This is a genomic window from Azospirillum sp. B506 (assembly GCF_000333595.1).
Taxonomy (GTDB): domain Bacteria; phylum Pseudomonadota; class Alphaproteobacteria; order Azospirillales; family Azospirillaceae; genus Azospirillum.
The window spans coordinates 1-16,711 of record NZ_BADK01000003.1; the positions used below are offsets into that span (position 1 = coordinate 1).

The 16,711-nt window shown below is 66.9% G+C and carries 14 protein-coding genes and 2 pseudogenes; 11 read left to right on the forward strand and 5 right to left on the reverse strand.

Annotation, left to right across the window (positions count from 1 at the left end; all coding sequences use genetic code 11):
• From I71_RS00050 to I71_RS00080, 7 genes and pseudogenes are all read left to right on the forward strand, one after another.
• Positions 1-219 (forward strand): annotated as a pseudogene (locus tag I71_RS00050) (hypothetical protein); the annotation flags it as partial.
• A 70-nt stretch (positions 220-289) separates the two neighbouring features.
• Positions 290-1,336, forward strand: coding sequence for a glycosyltransferase family 2 protein (locus I71_RS00055; protein ID WP_042688554.1), 1,047 nt, complete (start codon positions 290-292; stop codon positions 1,334-1,336).
• A complete protein-coding gene (locus I71_RS00060; RefSeq protein WP_042688555.1) occupies positions 1,336-1,764 on the forward strand; it encodes a GtrA family protein in 429 nt (142 codons plus the stop codon). Before I71_RS00055 ends, I71_RS00060 begins: the two co-directional genes overlap by 1 nt.
• 79 nt (positions 1,765-1,843) lie before the next feature.
• A complete protein-coding gene (dapF, locus tag I71_RS00065) occupies positions 1,844-2,680 on the forward strand; it encodes a diaminopimelate epimerase (RefSeq protein WP_042688556.1) in 837 nt (278 codons plus the stop codon).
• Complete coding sequence (mtaB, locus tag I71_RS00070; RefSeq protein WP_042688557.1) at positions 2,677-3,948, forward strand: tRNA (N(6)-L-threonylcarbamoyladenosine(37)-C(2))-methylthiotransferase MtaB; 1,272 nt, start codon at positions 2,677-2,679, stop codon at positions 3,946-3,948. Before dapF ends, mtaB begins: the two co-directional genes overlap by 4 nt.
• Before the next feature lie 22 nt (positions 3,949-3,970).
• Positions 3,971-5,224: a signal recognition particle-docking protein FtsY gene (ftsY, locus tag I71_RS00075; protein WP_083896862.1), complete on the forward strand. Its 1,254-nt coding sequence runs from the start codon at positions 3,971-3,973 to the stop codon at positions 5,222-5,224.
• A 92-nt stretch (positions 5,225-5,316) separates the two neighbouring features.
• The gene (locus I71_RS00080) at positions 5,317-6,825 is read left to right on the forward strand and encodes an AMP nucleosidase (protein WP_042688566.1); all 1,509 of its coding nucleotides are present in this window, start codon (positions 5,317-5,319) and stop codon (positions 6,823-6,825) included.
• Between the two features lie 51 nt (positions 6,826-6,876).
• Here the strand turns inward: I71_RS00080 and I71_RS00085 are convergent, their stop codons facing one another.
• The 5 genes and pseudogenes from I71_RS00085 to I71_RS00105 all read right to left on the reverse strand — a co-directional run bounded on the left by I71_RS00085 (position 6,877) and on the right by I71_RS00105 (position 10,852).
• Positions 6,877-7,500 carry an FMN-dependent NADH-azoreductase gene (locus I71_RS00085; RefSeq protein ID WP_042688558.1) on the reverse strand — a complete coding sequence of 208 codons (624 nt, stop codon included), beginning with the start codon at positions 7,498-7,500 and terminating at the stop codon, positions 6,877-6,879.
• 143 nt (positions 7,501-7,643) lie between these two features.
• Entirely contained in the window at positions 7,644-8,414 is a 771-nt protein-coding gene (locus tag I71_RS00090; RefSeq protein WP_042688559.1) for a class II glutamine amidotransferase, read from the reverse strand.
• Positions 8,415-8,525: 111 nt separating this feature from the next.
• Positions 8,526-8,948 carry an ArsC/Spx/MgsR family protein gene (locus tag I71_RS00095; protein WP_042688560.1) on the reverse strand — a complete coding sequence of 141 codons (423 nt, stop codon included), beginning with the start codon at positions 8,946-8,948 and terminating at the stop codon, positions 8,526-8,528.
• 3 nt (positions 8,949-8,951) lie between these two features.
• Positions 8,952-9,844 (reverse strand): annotated as a pseudogene (gene draG, locus I71_RS00100) (ADP-ribosyl-[dinitrogen reductase] hydrolase).
• Between the two features lie 123 nt (positions 9,845-9,967).
• On the reverse strand, positions 9,968-10,852 hold the full coding sequence (locus I71_RS00105) for an NAD(+)--dinitrogen-reductase ADP-D-ribosyltransferase (RefSeq protein WP_244433520.1): 885 nt from the start codon (positions 10,850-10,852) through the stop codon (positions 9,968-9,970).
• A gap of 203 nt (positions 10,853-11,055) precedes the next feature.
• Here I71_RS00105 and I71_RS00110 point away from each other — a divergent pair, with 203 nt between their 5' ends.
• The 4 genes from I71_RS00110 to nifK all read left to right on the forward strand — a co-directional run.
• Positions 11,056-12,360 carry a hypothetical protein gene (locus tag I71_RS00110; RefSeq protein ID WP_042688562.1) on the forward strand — a complete coding sequence of 435 codons (1,305 nt, stop codon included), beginning with the start codon at positions 11,056-11,058 and terminating at the stop codon, positions 12,358-12,360.
• Positions 12,361-12,633: 273 nt separating this feature from the next.
• Complete coding sequence (nifH, locus tag I71_RS00115; RefSeq protein WP_012973395.1) at positions 12,634-13,530, forward strand: nitrogenase iron protein; 897 nt, start codon at positions 12,634-12,636, stop codon at positions 13,528-13,530.
• A gap of 202 nt (positions 13,531-13,732) precedes the next feature.
• Positions 13,733-15,172, forward strand: coding sequence for a nitrogenase molybdenum-iron protein alpha chain (gene nifD / locus I71_RS00120; protein WP_042688563.1), 1,440 nt, complete (start codon positions 13,733-13,735; stop codon positions 15,170-15,172).
• A 31-nt stretch (positions 15,173-15,203) separates the two neighbouring features.
• On the forward strand, positions 15,204-16,711 hold a 1,508-nt coding region (nifK, locus tag I71_RS00125), incomplete at its 3' end, for a nitrogenase molybdenum-iron protein subunit beta (protein WP_042688564.1).

The following is a 16,711-nucleotide window of genomic DNA, read 5'->3' on the forward strand; positions in this document are numbered from 1 at the left end:
GGCTATCTCGCCATCATGAAGGACAAGGTGGCCTCCCACCGCGGCCCCTTCCTGATGCTGAGCACCATCCCCGACACCCCCGGTGCTGCGAAGGCGGCGGACCTGCTCGGCCTGCGGCTCGACCCGCAGCGCTGCCGGCCGATCCCCAACAATCTGGGGGAGACCCTGAACCTATGCGCCGTTGACCGCGCGGCCGACAAAAGGGAGACAGTGGAATAATCGCGGCGTTTGTGCTGTTTATCGCCGCTGACAGCCCGACCTGTCCCGTCTCCAGCCAGAAGTCCGCGCCATGACCGTATCGACCATTGACCGCCCCGCCCTCACCCCGGATGCAGGCGCTTCCGGAACGCCGTCGGCGGCCGCGGCGGTCGGCCCGGCTCCCACCATCGCGGTGCTGATCCCCTGCTACAACGAGGAGGCGGCGATCGGCAAGGTGGTGCAGGACTTCCGCGCGGCCCTGCCGGACGCCATCGTCTATGTCTACGACAACAATTCGAAGGACCGGACGGTGGAGGTCGCGCGCGCCGCGGGCGCCGTGGTCCGTCGCGAGCCGCTGCAGGGCAAGGGCAACGTGATGCGCCGCATGTTCGCCGACATCGAGGCGGACGTCTATGTGCTGGTGGACGGCGACGACACCTATCACGCCGCCAGCGCGCCGGAGCTGGTCAAGCGCCTGTGGGACGAGCAGCTGGACATGGTCAACGGCGCGCGGGTGACGGAGATCGTCGCCGCCTATCGCCCCGGCCACCGGTTCGGCAACCTCGTGCTGACCGGCATGGTCGCCAAGATCTTCGGCAGCCGCATCGGCGACATGCTGTCGGGCTACCGGGTGTTCTCCCGCCGCTTCGTGAAGTCCTTCCCGGCGCTGGCAAGCGGTTTCGAGACCGAAACGGAGCTGACCGTCCATGCGCTGGAGCTGCGCATGCCGATCGCCGAGGTGAAGACCCCCTACAAGGACCGTCCGCCCGGATCGCACAGCAAGCTGAACACCATCCGCGACGGCATCCGCATCCTGCGCACCATCATCATCCTGGTGAAGGAGGAACGGCCGCTGCCCTTCTTCTCCGCGGCCTTCGCTCTGCTGGCGCTGCTGTCGGTGATCCTGGGCGTGCCGGTGATCGCCACCTATTTCCAGACCGGGCTGGTCCCGCGCTTCCCCACCGCCCTGCTCGCCACCGGGCTGATGCTGCTGGCCTTCCTCAGCCTGACCTGCGGCCTGATCCTCGACACCGTCACCCATGGCCGCCGCGAGGCCAAGCGGATGAGTTACCTGTCGCTGCGCGCGCCGGGCTATCACCCGCCGCTGGCGGGGAGCTGTGGGGACGAACGCCGGTGATGGCGTCGGTCTCGAACCTTCTGGACAGCCGGCTCGGCCGGCTGGGGATGCAGTTCGCCAAGTTCGGCGTCGTCGGCGTCATCGGACTGGTGGTGGACACCATCGTCCTCTATTCCGGCCTCGCGCTGGGGCTGCAGTTCTTCGCCGCCCGCGTGCCGTCCTTCTTCGCGGCGGCGACGGCGACCTGGGCGCTGAACCGCGCCTTCACCTTCCGCGGCGCCGCCAACGAGCCGCTGCACCGGCAGTGGGCCAAGTTCATCGCCGCCAACGCCATCGGCGGCGTGGTGAATTACGGTGTTTCGGTCGGGCTGGAATCGAGCGTGCAGATGGTCGCCGAACACCCGTTCCTGGCCGTGGCCGCCGGCTCCATCGCCGGCATGTTCTTCAATTTCGCGGCGTCGAAGCATCTGGTGTTCAAGGGGGCGTAGCCGTCTGGAGGCGACCGCGAATCTGCCTTGCGCGGCACCTTATGGACTTATTCCCACGGCTCGCCATATAACGGCGACCATGACCCGCGAATTCCTGAAGATGCACGGCCTCGGCAACGACTTCGTCGTGATCGACGCCCGTTCCGAACCCTACAGCCCGTCGGATGCGGAGGTGCGTGCCATCGCCGACCGCCGGACCGGTGTCGGGTGCGACCAGTTCATCGTGCTGGAGAAGACCGACGCGCCGGGCGTCGATGCCTTCATGCGCATCCGCAACGCCGACGGCAGCGAGGCCGCGGCCTGCGGCAACGCGTCACGCTGCGTCGGCTGGCTGCTGATGGAGCAGAGCGGGCGCGACCATGCCAGCTTCCAGACCGCCGCGGATCTGCTGCGCGCCACCCGCGCCGACAATGGCCGGATCACCGTGGACATGGGCGCTCCCCGCCTCGACTGGGCGGCGATCCCGCTCGCCGCTCCGGCGGACACGCTGCGGGTCGAAGAGGTCGAGCATGGCGGCTTCGCCGCGCCGGTCGCAGTGAACATGGGCAATCCGCACGCCGTCTTCTTCGTCGACGATGCCGAGGCGGTGCCGCTGGCCGAGGTCGGCCCGGTGTTCGAGACCCACCCGGCCTTCCCCGAGCGCGCCAACATCGAATTCGCCCAGGTTTTGTCACCCACCGCCATCCGCATGCGGGTGTGGGAGCGGGGAGCCGGCATCACCCAGGCCTGCGGGTCGGGGTCCTGCGCCACGCTGGTCGCCGCGGTGCGCCGTGGCCTGACCGGCCGCAAGGCAGACATCATTTTGGACGGCGGCACGCTGACCATCGAATGGACCGAGGACGGCCGCGTGCTGATGACGGGCCCGATCGCGCTGAGCTTCAGCGGCCGGCTGTCGCCCGAACTGGTTTCGGTATGAGCGACAGCACCGACAGCACGACGCAGGCCGGTCCGGAGATCGTCACCTTCGGCTGCCGCCTGAACAGCTACGAGTCCGAGGTGATGCGCAACCATGTGCGCAGCGCCGGGCTGGACGATGTGGTGATCGTCAACACCTGCGCCGTGACGTCGGAAGCCGAGCGGCAGGCGCGGCAGACCATCCGCAAGCTGCGGCGCGAGCGGCCGGATGCCCGCATCGTCGTCACCGGCTGCGCCGCGCAGATCGACCCGCAGCGCTTCGCGGCGATGCCGGAGGTCGATCAGGTCCTGGGCAACCAGGAAAAGCTGCAACCGGAAAGCTGGGGCCTGCCGCCGGCCGAAAAGGTGCTGGTCAACGACATCATGTCGGTGAAGGAGACCGCCGGTCACCTGATCGGCGGCTTCGAGGACCGCGCCCGCGCCTTCGTCCAGGTCCAGCAGGGCTGTGACCACCGCTGCACCTTCTGCATCATTCCCTATGGCCGCGGTCCCTCGCGCTCCGTCCCCATCGGCGGCATCGTCGAGCAGGTCCAGGCGCTGGTGAAGGCCGGCTACAACGAGGTTGTGCTGTCGGGCGTCGACATCACCAGCTATGGCCCCGACCTGCCGGGATCGCCCTCGCTGGGGCAGATGGTGCGCCGGCTGCTGGCTCTGGTGCCGGACCTGCCGCGGCTGCGCCTGTCCTCCATCGACTGTATCGAGATGGACGACGACCTCTGGCGCCTGATCGAGAACGAGCCGCGCCTGATGCCGCACCTTCACCTGTCGCTGCAGGCCGGTGACGACATGGTGCTGAAGCGGATGAAGCGCCGCCATGGCCGCGCCGATTCCATCGCGTTTTGCGAGCGGGTGCGCTCGGTCCGCCCCGACGTGGTGTTCGGCGCCGACTTCATCGCCGGTTTCCCGACGGAGACCGAGGAGATGTTCCAGAACACCATGCGGCTGGTGGAGGAATGCGGCCTGACCTGGTTGCATGTCTTTCCCTACAGCCCGCGCCCCGGCACGCCGGCCGCCCGCATGCCCCAGGTCGACGGCGCCGTCCGCAAGGAGCGCGCCGCCCGCCTGCGCGCCGCCGGCGAAGCGGCGGAGGCCCGCACACTGGCGAGCCTCGTCGGCCGCACCGCGACGGTGCTGGTGGAAAAGGACGATCTGGGCCGCACCGAACATTTCGCCGCGATCCGCCTCGGCCAGCCCTTCCCGCCCGGCTCGCTGGTGCCCGCCGCCATCACCGGCCTCAAGGACGGCGTGCTGACCGGCACCCCGCTCTGACCCCTTTCATAGTGGACACTCCATGATTTTCCGCTGGTTCGGCCGCAAGAAGCCCGAAGAGACCGCGCCCAAGGACGAGGCGGCGAAGGACCAACCGGTCACCCTGGAGTCCGCCACGCCCGCACTGGAACCGGAACCGGCCCCGGAACTGGCGCCTGCCCCGCCGAGCATCGAGCCGCCCGCCCCGGTTCCCCAGACTCCGGCCACACCGGTGACGCCGCCTGCCGTCGTGGCACCGGTCGAGCCGCCACCCTCTCCTGCGCCACTCCCCCCAGCGCCGGAGCCGGAGCCCGTTCCTGAACTCCCGCCGTCTCCCGCCCCGGCCGCCGTTGCCGAGGAAGCGCCGCCGACCAAGAGGGGCTGGTTCGCCAAGCTGAAGGAAGGGCTGTCGAAGTCCTCCTCCAAGCTGACCGACGGCATCACCAGCATCTTCACCAAGCGCAAGCTCGATGACGAGGCGCTGGAGGAGCTGGAGGAACTGCTGATCACCGCCGACCTCGGCCCGGCCACCGCGGCCAAGGTCACGGCGGAGCTGGCGCGCACCCGCTTCGGCAAGGAGGTTTCGCCGGAGGAGGTCAAGGCGACGCTGGCCGCCGAGGTGTCCAGGATCGTCACCCCGGTCGCCAAGCCGCTGGTGCTGGACCTGGCGTTGAAGCCGCACGTCATCCTGGTCGTCGGCGTCAACGGCACCGGCAAGACCACCACCATCGGCAAGCTCGCCCGCCAGTTCAAGGCGGAGGGCAAGAGCGTGATGCTGGCGGCCGGCGACACCTTCCGCGCGGCGGCGGTCAGCCAGCTGAAGATCTGGGGCGAGCGCACCGGCTGCCCGGTCGTCGCCCGCGACACCGGAGCGGACGCCGCCGGCCTTGCCTATGACGCGCTGGAGCGCGCCAAGGCCGAAGGGGTCGACGTGCTGCTGATCGACACCGCCGGCCGCTTGCAGAACAAGACCGGGCTGATGGAGGAGCTGCGCAAGATCGTCCGTGTCATCAAGAAGCTGGACCAGACGGCGCCGCACACCACCCTGCTGACGCTGGACGCCACCACCGGCCAGAACGCGCACAGCCAGGTGGAGATCTTCCGCGACATGGTCAACGTCAACGGCCTGATCCTGACCAAGCTGGACGGCTCCGCCCGCGGCGGCGTTCTGGTCTCGCTGGCCGAGAAGTTCAGGATCCCGGTCCACGCCATCGGCGTCGGCGAGGGCGTCTACGACCTGCGCCCGTTCGACGCCGACGCCTTCGCCAAATCGCTGATGGGGCTGGGCGCCGAGTAACCGGCGAACCATCGTCGCCAAACGGATAAGCGCCGGCGGCTGGCCGAAATTCGGCCTTCCCAGCCGGTCGTTCGTACCCCATCTTGGACAGCATGACTGATAAAGCCCCGTTCCAGCCCGGGTCGGCCGGGCGCTTCACCGATGCCAAAGCCGCGCTGGCCTGCGTGCGCGACATTTACGAACGCAACACCGCCTATTTGCGCGACCGCTTCGCCGCCTACACCCAGGGCGAGGAAGAGGGAGGACGGAACCGGGCCTATTACCCCTATGTCCGGCTGACCGCCGTGTCGGGGGCCGCGGTCGATACGCGACTGTCCTACGGCTTCGTCGAAGGGGTCGGCGTCCATGCCACCACGGTGACGCGGCCCGATCTGTTCGAGCGCTACCTGCTGGAACAATTCACGCTTCTGCTGCGCAACCATCATGTGCCGCTGGAGATCGGCGTCAGCGAGGAAGCGATCCCGATCCACTTCGCCTTTCCCAACGGCATGTATGTGGAAGGCGATCTGCCGCCGGACCGGCTGACCAAGCTGCCGGACCTGTTCGACCTGCCCGATCTGGCGCGGATGGACGACACCATCGTCAACGGCACCTGCGACACCGGGCCGGACGCGGTGAAGCCGCTGGCTCTGTTCACGGCGCCGCGGGTGGATTTCTCGCTGCACCGCCTGCGCCACTACACCGCGACGGCGCCGGAGCATTTCCAGAACTTCGTCCTGTTCACCAACTACCAGTTCTATGTCGACGAGTTCATCCGGCTGTCGCGCGAGATCATGGAGCCGACCGGCGACGCCGAGCTTGCCGCCTACCGCGCCCAATATGACAGCTTCGTCGAGCCGGGCGACGTCGTGACCACCAACCGGAATCTCGGCGGCGGCGAGGATGTCCCCACGGGCAAGCTGACGCGCATGCCACAGATGCCGGCCTATCACCTGAAGCGGCCGGACGGCAACGGCATCACGCTGGTGAACATCGGCGTCGGCCCGTCGAATGCCAAGACGATCACCGACCACATCGCGGTGCTCCGCCCGCATGCCTGGCTGATGCTGGGCCACTGCGCCGGCCTGCGCCACACCCAGCGGCTGGGCGACTATGTGCTGGCCCACGGCTATGTCCGCGAGGACCATGTGCTGGATGCCGACCTTCCGCTGTGGGTGCCGGTTCCGGCGCTGGCCGAGGTACAGCGGGCGCTGGAGACGGCGGTGGAACGGGTGACCGGGCTGTCGGGCTTCGACCTGAAGGGGATCATGCGCACCGGCACGGTGGCGACCATCGACAACCGGAACTGGGAGTTGCGCGACCATCGTGAACCGCTGATGCGCTTCAGCCAGAGCCGCGCCATCGCGTTGGACATGGAAAGCGCGACGATCGCCGCCAACGGCTTCCGCTTCCGCGTGCCGTACGGGACGTTGCTGTGCGTGTCGGACAAGCCGATGCATGGGCAGCTTAAACTGCCGGGGATGGCCGACCGCTTCTACCGCGAGCGGGTCGACCAGCATCTGAAAATCGGCGTGCTGGCGATGGAACTGCTGCGCGAGCACGGGATGGAGACGCTGCATTCCCGCAAGCTGCGCAGCCTGGCGGAAGTGGCGTTCCAATAAAGAAAAGGGGCGGGTGCAACACCCGCCCCCATCTCAGCCTGAAACTCAGCCTCAGGCAGCCGCCAGCAGGCCCTCGATCTCCTTCGCCGCAGCGGCCAGCGCCTTGTCCTTGGCCTCCGGACCCATGCCGACGCCCTCGGCGCGGATGAAGGTCACGTCGGTGATGCCGAAGAAGCCGAACACCGTGCGCAGATAGGCTTCCTGGTGGTCCAGACCGGCCAGCGCCGGGTTGGTCGAATAGACGCCGCCGCGGCCCGAGGCGACGATCACGCGCTTGCCGCCGGCCAGACCCTCAGGACCCTTCTCGGTGTAGCGGAAGGTGCGGCCGGCCTGGGCGAGGCGGTCGATCCAGGCCTTCAGCTGGCTCGGGACGGAGAAGTTGTACATCGGCGCGCCGACCACGACGACGTCGGCGGCCAGGAACTCGTCGAGCAGGGCGTTGGTCAGGGCCAATTCTTCGCTCTGGCGCGGGCTCAGCCCCTCGACGACGCCCAGCTTGACGACCTGGAGCAGCTCACCGTCCAGATGGGCCGGCGGGTTGGCGGCGACGTCACGGGTGACGACGCTGGCCGCCGGATCGGCCTTCACCAGAGCCTCGACGATGGAGGCGGTCAGCTGGCGGGTGACCGAGGCGGTGCCGAGCGGGCTGGAGTCGACATGCAGGATCTTGGTCATGACGGAAGGAGCCTCTTGGTTGTTGCGGCCGTAGGGGAACCGGCCGTTTTCTCATGCCCACCATGCCCATTTGTTTTCCAGAGGTTAAGCTGGGCTGTGCGCGAAACATCGTCTCCAATGGCGCAACAATCCCTACAGCCGGGTCAGCGCGTCACCAGCGCCCCGCTGCGGAACACGGCCATCTGGCCCGGCTGCATCACCGTCCAGGCCTCGTTCCTGGTCAGCGGCCGGGTGGCGACGACGGTGACGACATCGTTGGGCGTCGTCTCCTTGGAGAAATCGACGCTCATGTCGGCGTCGACCAGGGTGGCGGCGCCGAAGGGCGCCTTGCGGGTCAGCCAGGCGAGGTTGGTGGCGCAATGGCACCACAGATAGCGCCCGTCGCTGAGCAGCATGTTGAAGACGCCCAGGGATCCCAGGTCGGCGGCCAGATGGCGGATCAGCTTCATCAGCCCGGCCGTCGTCTTCGGCGGCTCCGGATACTGCATGCGGATCTGGTCGAGCAGCCAGCAGAAGGCATGTTCGCTGTCGGTGCTGCCGACCGGCTCGTAAAAGGTCAGGATGCGGTCCTTGATCCCTTTCAGCTGGCCGTTGTGGGCGAAGGTCCACACCCGTCCCCACAGCTCGCGGGTGAAGGGATGGGTGTTCTCCAGCGACACCCGGCCCCGGTTGGCGCGGCGGATGTGCGAAATCACCGTGCAGGACTTGATCGAATACTGGCTGACCAACCGGGCGATCTCGGACTCGGCGCTGGGGGCCGGGTCATGGAAGGTGCGGCATCCCTTGCCCTCGTAGAAGGCGATGCCCCAGCCATCGCGGTGCGGACCGGTCTGGCCGCCGCGGCGCATCAGACCGGCGAAGCTGAAACAGATGTCCGTGGGCACGTTGGCGCTCATGCCCAGGAGTTCGCACATGATGTCCTCGTCCGCCGCTTGTCGTCGCCCTTTGGGAGCGACAAGCTACAAGACGCGGTGCGCAAGGTCACGCTTTGACATTCAAGGTTTCGGGCCTCAAGATTTTGGCCCTCAAGGTTTTGGGCAGGGCGGCATGTCCGGCCGCAGGCAGCCCTCCATCTTCGCGTCCGCCGGCGCAGCGCCGCCCAGCCCGATCCAGGCGTCCACCCGCCCGGTCTCGAAGCCGCAGTCGCGGCGGTCGCCGACCTGCATCAGCGGGCGGCGGATCAGCAGCGGGCGTTCGACCATCGCCGCCAGTGCCGCGGCCTCGTCCATCGCATCCGGCATGACCTCGCCGCTCTTCACCGCCGGGGCGGCGCGGTTGAACCAGTCGGCCACCGGGCGGTCGCCGAAGAAGGGGCGGAGGGTCTCCGGCGTCCATGGTTCGCTCAGCAGGTCGCGGGCGACCACCCGGTGCCCGGCCTGCTCCAGCAACGCCTTCTGGCGCGCATTGCCGCCACAGCCGGGCTTCTCGAAGAAAATCACATCGGCCATCGCTCATCTCCCCTGGAACAGCGGCGCGCGGGCCAGCAGCGCGTCGGTTTGCCGACAAATCTCGTCATGGACCTTGCCGTCCAGCTTGCGCAGCCAGCGCGGCGGGATCGACCCGACGCCATAGGTGGCGCCGGCCAGCATGCCGGCGATGGCGCCGGTGGTGTCGGCGTCGCCCCCCTGGTTCACCGTCTCCACCACGCAGGATTCGACCGAATCGGTCTGGAAATAATAGTGGAAGACGGTCTGCACCGTATCGACGACGAATGCGGTCGACAGGCCGCGATAGGGCTCGAACTTGAACTGCCGGTGCCGGGCGACCAGGGCGTTCGCCTCCTCCCGCGCGGCAACGATGCCGCCGCCCAGCACCAGCCGCCGCACCATCGGGCCCAGCGCGATCACCGGGGCATCGGACAACTGGTGCAATGGGTGATGTGCAAATGTTCCAACGACCAGCGCTCGAAAGCCGCATCGTCGCCCAGCGTCGCCAGCGCCACCGGCAGGTTGCGCATCGCCGCCCCGTTGCCGGCATGGTATTCCGTCTCCGGCTCCTCCAGCGTGCCGTGCATGATGAAGCGGCGGATGCCGCGGCGCGTCGTGTCGCCGACATCGACCGGCACCGATTTCAGCCAGATGGCGAACTCCTCGGCGGCGCGGCGGGCCTCCCACTCCGGACCGGACAGGATGGCACGGCCGAGATGCAGCGACATCTCGGTGTCGTCGGTCACCTGCCCGGCCGCCAGCTTCAGCCAGCCGCCACCCTTGATGTGCTTGTGGACGCCATACTGATGGGCGATCTCGCCCTTGGTCAGGAACTCCACCGTCGCCCCCAGGGCATCGCCGCAGGCGAGGCCGAGATAGGCGCCGAGCGCCCTGGATCGGATGTCAGGGGACAGAATTTCAGGGGAGCGGCTTTCGGGCGTCGGAATCGTCGGATCGGTCATGCCTTCGGGCATAGAGCCCGCCCTTTCCTGGTGCGCCCCGCGAGACGGCCCTCAAGGCCGCCGCCGGGCGTGAGGTTGTCAGAGAAGCGACACACCCACCCGGTAATCCCCGCCGATCACCAAGTATTCTCCTTCGCCCTGAAAAGGGTAGCGCGGCAGAATGTCGCGGAAGAAGACGACCTTGGGCAGCGGCACCCAGGCATCGAGGATGTAGTCGCCGAACTGGCCGGCGATGTCGCGGTCGATGGAAAAGGAACACAGGTTGTTCAGCCGCAGCACCGCGGTGCGCTTGTCGGGCCGGGCAACGATGTGGTGTTCCTCGAAATTGTTGACGCCGCGGTAGAGGCGGATGTGCGAGGCCCAGTTGGGCATCGGCGCATCGGGCCAGCCACGACGGATCGTCCACTGGCAGAACTCGTACAGAAGATCGAGTTGCAGATGGATGTTGTTGTTGTGGAATCGGGTCGACTGCTTCTGCTCGCCATAGCCGGCCCAGGCGTCGGACGCGAAGCGGCGGAGCGGCTCGCCGTGGAAGGTCGGGAGCAGGCCGAACCGGCTTTCGACCCAGCCCTTCAGCACCGCCCCTTCCGCCCGGTTGCTGTCGAACAGCCAGCCCTTCAGAAGGCGCAGGTAACTGGCGCGGAAGCGCCGCTTGCCGTCCGGCCCCTCCGTCCCGGAAAAGTCCGGGTTCACGCCGAACACCTCGGCCATATGGCGCTGGAAGATGTCGGAGGCCGTCAGCGCGTCGCGGCTTTCGTCCAGCGCCTCGAACAGCACGGCATGTTCGCTGCGGGTGGCGCCGATCCGCAGGCGGCGCGGCTCGTCATTGTAAGCCTCGCTGCAGAGCGCGCCGGCCGGAACATTGACGAGGTTGGTGCGGTGGGCGCGAAGCGCCAGCGGTGACTCCGAAGACGACTCCGGAAGCGAGTCGGGCTTCGCCGCCGGCCCGTCGACAGTGCGCATCACGATCCCATCCGCCACGCCGATCCGCTCCGCCTGAATACCATTATTCTTTATATGGATATTGTATAAGCCCGCGCGTGCCAAGCCTTGACCGCTGCAACCGCCGGAGGCCTGTCGCCGCATATCGCAATATTGTCCGTTTGAACCGGAACGATCCGTCCCCATACTCAGTACAGCGACGCTTACGATCCGGCGGCACACGCATGGCCTTCTGGCCGACCAAGTACGACGACAGCCACCGCCGGCGCACTCCGCCGGGGTCCGCCCAGCCCGCTGTCCGGCCACCCGCCGCCGATCCCTCTCCCACACCCGGCATGCCCGCCGACCAGCCGCCCCGCGGTGCCGCGGAGGCGCGTACGGTATTGCGGCTCGCCCAGCTTCTGCGCGGTGCGATCACGCCCCTGCGCGGCGATGCGGTTCTGGAACTGCTGGAACCGCACCGGCCGCGGCTGGTGCCCAAACCGATCAACCCGCTGCCGGCCCTGGTCGGGCAGCCGCCGGGGCGGATGCTGGACGCGCTGCTGCGGCCGATCGGACAGATCGTCACCGACGTGCTGCTGCCGGGCGTGCGCGATCATCTGATCGACCGGCTGGTGGCCGGCCGAACCGACCATGAGGAAAGCCTGCCGGGCGCTGTCGATCTTGCCGAGGCGATGCGGGCTCTGGTCAGCCGGATGCGGGGAGGCGGCAAGAGCCATCTGCAGGCGGTGATCTCCGCCATCGAGGCCGACGCCCGCGCCACCGCCGACACGCTGACCAGGGACACCCGCCCGATCGACGTCGGCGGCATCGACCGGCTGGCCCGCGCCCTGCTGCGCTTCGAGGTGCGGCGGATGGCGCTGGAGGCACTGGGCGGCACCGGTGCGCTGCAGACCGTCATCTATCAGTCCCGGCGGTTGGCCCGCTATTCGCTGCGCCGGGCCACCGAGGCGATCGAGGGGTTCGTCGCCGACCGCGGGCTGAAGACGCTGCACGCCAGCCTCGCCACGCTGGCCCAGGCCGACGGGCTGATCGTCATCGCGCTGCGCAATCTGGACGACCAGGAGGAGACGAAGGAGGAATCCGGCCCCTTCGTCGAACCGGCCGACCGCAAGGCGATGAACGACTGGCTGTCGGCGGCATGGCGGCTTTCCGACACATTGTTCGATCTTGTCGGCAAGGCCGCGGCGGGCGGCGAACTGGACGACCTGCTGTTCGCAGCCTTGCTGCGCCAGCTGCGCAGCCTGCACCATTTCTGCGCCGACCTGACCCATGCCGGCCGTCCCGCCGCCGTCGACACCCTGAAGCAACGGCTGGTCGACCGCTGCGACGCGCTGGCCCGCCTGACCGGCGAACGGCTGGTCGAAGCCCTGCTGGCGAAGCCCGCCGACCCGGCACTGGCCCGCCGTCTGATGGCGCGCGGCCGGCTGCTGGCGCAGCTGCTCTATGACATGAACCGCGACGAGGCGGTGGAGGAGCTGGCGCTGCGCATCGTCGTCGCGGGCGAGGCGTTGGGCGAAAGCCGTTAAGGCAGTCGCGACGCCGTCAGGACCCTTCGAAATCCCCCCAACGCTCCGTCCCGTCGCAAAGACCCGACAAAATGTCGGGCTTTGTCGTGTGTGTCGGGACCGCGACAAAGGTGCGACAAGACCCGCTTTCATATTTTTCTCATGTTTATCAAAGGATTAGCGATTTTCTCCGCTCTGGCACGGGTCGTGCAATCCATGAAATCCGAAGCGGCCACGAACCGGCCGCACCGGATCGAAGCACACACCCACGACCCAAGCACAGGAGCGACCCACATGGCCAAAGCGCCTCTGCGTCAGATCGCCTTTTACGGCAAGGGCGGTATCGGTAAGTCCACCACCTCTCAGAACACGCTGGCCGCGCTGGTCGAGCTGGATCAGAAGATCCTGATCGTCGGCTGTGATCCGAAGGCCGACTCGACCCGCCTGATCCTGCACGCGAAGGCCCAGGACACCGTCCTGCATCTGGCCGCCGAAGCCGGCTCGGTCGAGGATCTGGAACTCGAAGACGTCCTCAAGGTCGGCTACAAGAACATCAAGTGCGTCGAGTCCGGCGGTCCGGAGCCGGGGGTCGGCTGCGCCGGCCGCGGCGTCATCACCTCGATCAACTTCCTGGAAGAGAACGGCGCCTACGACGACGTGGACTATGTGTCCTACGACGTGCTGGGCGACGTGGTCTGCGGCGGCTTCGCCATGCCGATCCGCGAGAACAAGGCCCAGGAAATCTACATCGTCATGTCCGGCGAGATGATGGCGCTCTACGCCGCCAACAACATCGCCAAGGGCATCCTGAAGTACGCGCACAGCGGCGGCGTCCGCCTCGGCGGCCTGATCTGCAACGAGCGCCAGACCGACAAGGAATGGGATCTGGCCGACGCGCTGGCCAAGCGCCTGGGCTCCAAGCTGATCCACTTCGTGCCGCGCGACAACATCGTCCAGCACGCCGAGCTGCGCCGCATGACGGTCATCGAGTACGCCCCGGACAGCAAGCAGGCTGGCGAATACCGCGCGCTTGCCAACAAGATCCACGCGAATTCCGGCCAGGGTTGCATCCCGACCCCGATCACCATGGAAGAGCTGGAAGAGATGCTGATGGACTTCGGCATCATGAAGACCGAGGAGCAGCAGCTCGCCGAGCTGGCCGCCAAGGAAGCGGCCAAGGCCGGCGCCTGACCCCAGGCCTAGCGACGGTTGCCTACCGGCCCCCCTGCCCCATCGGCGCAGGGGGGACCGCCTGAACACTGGCCCCATCCCCAGCCCCGCACAACGCCGACCCAAGACACCCCGTAAGGGCATGCCCAGGGGCGACGGCGTGGGAGGGAGGGGCTCGGTCACGCGCTGCAGTGGCGCGGAATATTCAAGCAGGAGGCCGGCTATGAGCCTGTCCGAGAACACCACGGTCGACGTCAAGAACCTCGTCAACGAAGTCCTCGAAGCCTATCCCGAAAAGTCCCGCAAGCGCCGCGCCAAGCACCTGAACGTGCTGGAGGCCGAGGCCAAGGACTGCGGCGTCAAGTCGAACGTCAAGTCCATCCCCGGCGTCATGACCATCCGCGGTTGCGCCTACGCCGGCTCGAAGGGCGTGGTGTGGGGTCCGATCAAGGACATGATCCACATCTCCCACGGCCCGGTCGGCTGCGGCTACTACTCCTGGTCCGGCCGCCGCAACTACTACATCGGCGACACCGGTGTGGACAGCTGGGGCACGATGCACTTCACCTCCGACTTCCAGGAGAAGGACATCGTCTTCGGCGGCGACAAGAAGCTGCACAAGGTCATCGAGGAAATCAACGAGCTGTTCCCGCTGGTGAACGGCATCTCGATCCAGTCGGAATGCCCGATCGGCCTGATCGGCGACGACATCGAGGCGGTCGCCCGCGCCAAGTCGGCGGAAATCGGCAAGCCGGTCATCCCCGTGCGCTGCGAAGGCTTCCGCGGCGTGTCCCAGTCGCTGGGCCACCACATCGCCAACGACGCCATCCGCGACTGGGTGTTCGAGAAGACGGAACCCAAGGCCGACTTCGTCTCCACCCCCTATGACGTCACCATCATCGGCGATTACAACATCGGCGGCGACGCCTGGTCGTCCCGCATCCTGCTTGAGGAGATCGGCCTGCGCGTGATCGCCCAGTGGTCGGGCGACGGCACGCTGGCCGAGCTGGAGAACACGCCGAAGGCCAAGGTCAACCTGATCCACTGCTACCGCTCGATGAACTACATCGCGCGCCACATGGAAGAGAAGTTCAATATTCCGTGGATGGAATACAACTTCTTCGGCCCGAGCCAGATCGCCGAGTCCCTGCGCAAGATCGCCGCGCTCTTCGACAACAAGATCAAGGAGAACGCCGAGAAGGTCATCGCCCGCTACCAGCCGATGGTCGATGCGGTCATCGCCAAGTACAAGCCGCGGCTGAACGGCAAGAAGGTCATGATCTACGTCGGCGGCCTGCGTCCCCGCCACGTCGTCGATGCCTATCATGACCTGGGCATGGAGATCATCGGCACCGGTTACGAGTTCGCCCACAACGACGACTATCAGCGCACGCCCCACTATGTGAAGGAAGGCACGCTGATCTACGACGACGTCACCGCGTTCGAGCTGGAGAAGTTCGTCGAGGCGATGCGTCCCGACCTCGTCGCGTCGGGCATCAAGGAAAAATACGTGTTCCAGAAGATGGGCCTGCCGTTCCGCCAGATGCACAGCTGGGACTACTCCGGCCCGTACCACGGCTATGACGGCTTCGCGATCTTCGCCCGCGACATGGACCTGGCCATCAACAACCCCGTCTGGGGCGTGATGAAGGCCCCGTTCTGACCATCGGCCTCTGGAACAGGAGAATTTGAGAATGACCGACAAGCTTTCGCAGAGCGCCGACAAGGTCCTCGACCACTACACCCTCTTCCGGCAGCCCGAATATGCGGCGATGTTCGAGAAGAAGAAGACCGAGTTCGAGTACGGCCATTCGGACGAGGAAGTCGCCCGCGTCTCCGAATGGACCAAGTCCGAAGAGTACAAGGCGAAGAACTTCGCCCGTGAAGCGGTCGTCATCAACCCGACCAAGGCCTGCCAGCCGATCGGCGCGATGTTCGCCGCCCAGGGCTTCGAGGGCACCCTGCCCTTCGTCCATGGCTCCCAGGGCTGCGTCGCCTATTACCGCACCCATCTGACCCGCCACTTCAAGGAGCCGAACAGCGCGGTCTCCTCGTCGATGACGGAAGACGCGGCGGTGTTCGGCGGCCTGAACAACATGATCGACGGCCTGGCGAACGCCTATGCGCTCTACAAGCCGAAGATGATCGCGGTGATGACCACCTGCATGGCCGAAGTCATCGGCGACGACCTGCAGGGCTTCATCGCCAACGCCAAGAACAAGGACAGCGTCCCGGCCGATTTCCCGGTGCCCTACGCCCACACCCCGGCCTTCGTCGGCAGCCACATCGTCGGCTACGACAACATGATCAAGGGGATCCTGACCAACTTCTGGGGCACGTCGGAGAATTTCGACACGCCCAAGACCGAGCAGATCAACCTGATCCCGGGCTTCGACGGCTTCGCCGTCGGCAACAACCGCGAGCTGAAGCGCATTGCCGGCGAATTCGGCGTGAAGCTGCAGATCCTGTCCGACGTGTCCGACAATTTCGACACGCCGATGGATGGCGAGTACCGCATGTATGACGGCGGCACCACCATCGAGGAGACCAAGGAGGCCCTGCACGCCAAGGCCACCCTCTCCATGCAGGAGTACAACACGACCCAGACCCTGCAGTTCTGCAAGGAGAAGGGCCAGCAGGTCGCCAAGTTCAACTACCCGATGGGCGTCACCGCCACCGACGAGCTGCTGCTGAAGCTCGCCGAATTGTCGGGCAAGCCGGTGCCGGCCAGCCTGAAGCTGGAGCGCGGCCGTCTGGTCGACGCCATCGCCGACAGCCACACCCACATGCACGGCAAGCGCTTCGCGGTCTACGGCGACCCGGACTTCTGCCTCGGCATGACCCGCTTCCTGCTGGAGCTGGGTGCGGAGCCGGTCCATATCCTGTCGACCTCCGGCTCCAAGAAGTGGGAGAAGCAGGTCCAGAAGGCGCTGGACGCCTCGCCCTTCGGCGCCTCGGGCGCGGCCCATGGCGGCAAGGATCTGTGGCACCTGCGCTCGCTGATCTTCACCGACAAGGTGGACTACATCATCGGCAACAGCTACGGCAAGTATCTGGAGCGCGACACCAAGGTTCCGCTGATCCGCCTGACCTACCCGATCTTCGACCGTCACCACCACCACCGCTACCCGACCTGGGGCTACCAGGGCGCGCTGAACGTGCTGGTGCGGATCCTGGACCGGATCTTCGAGGACATCGACGC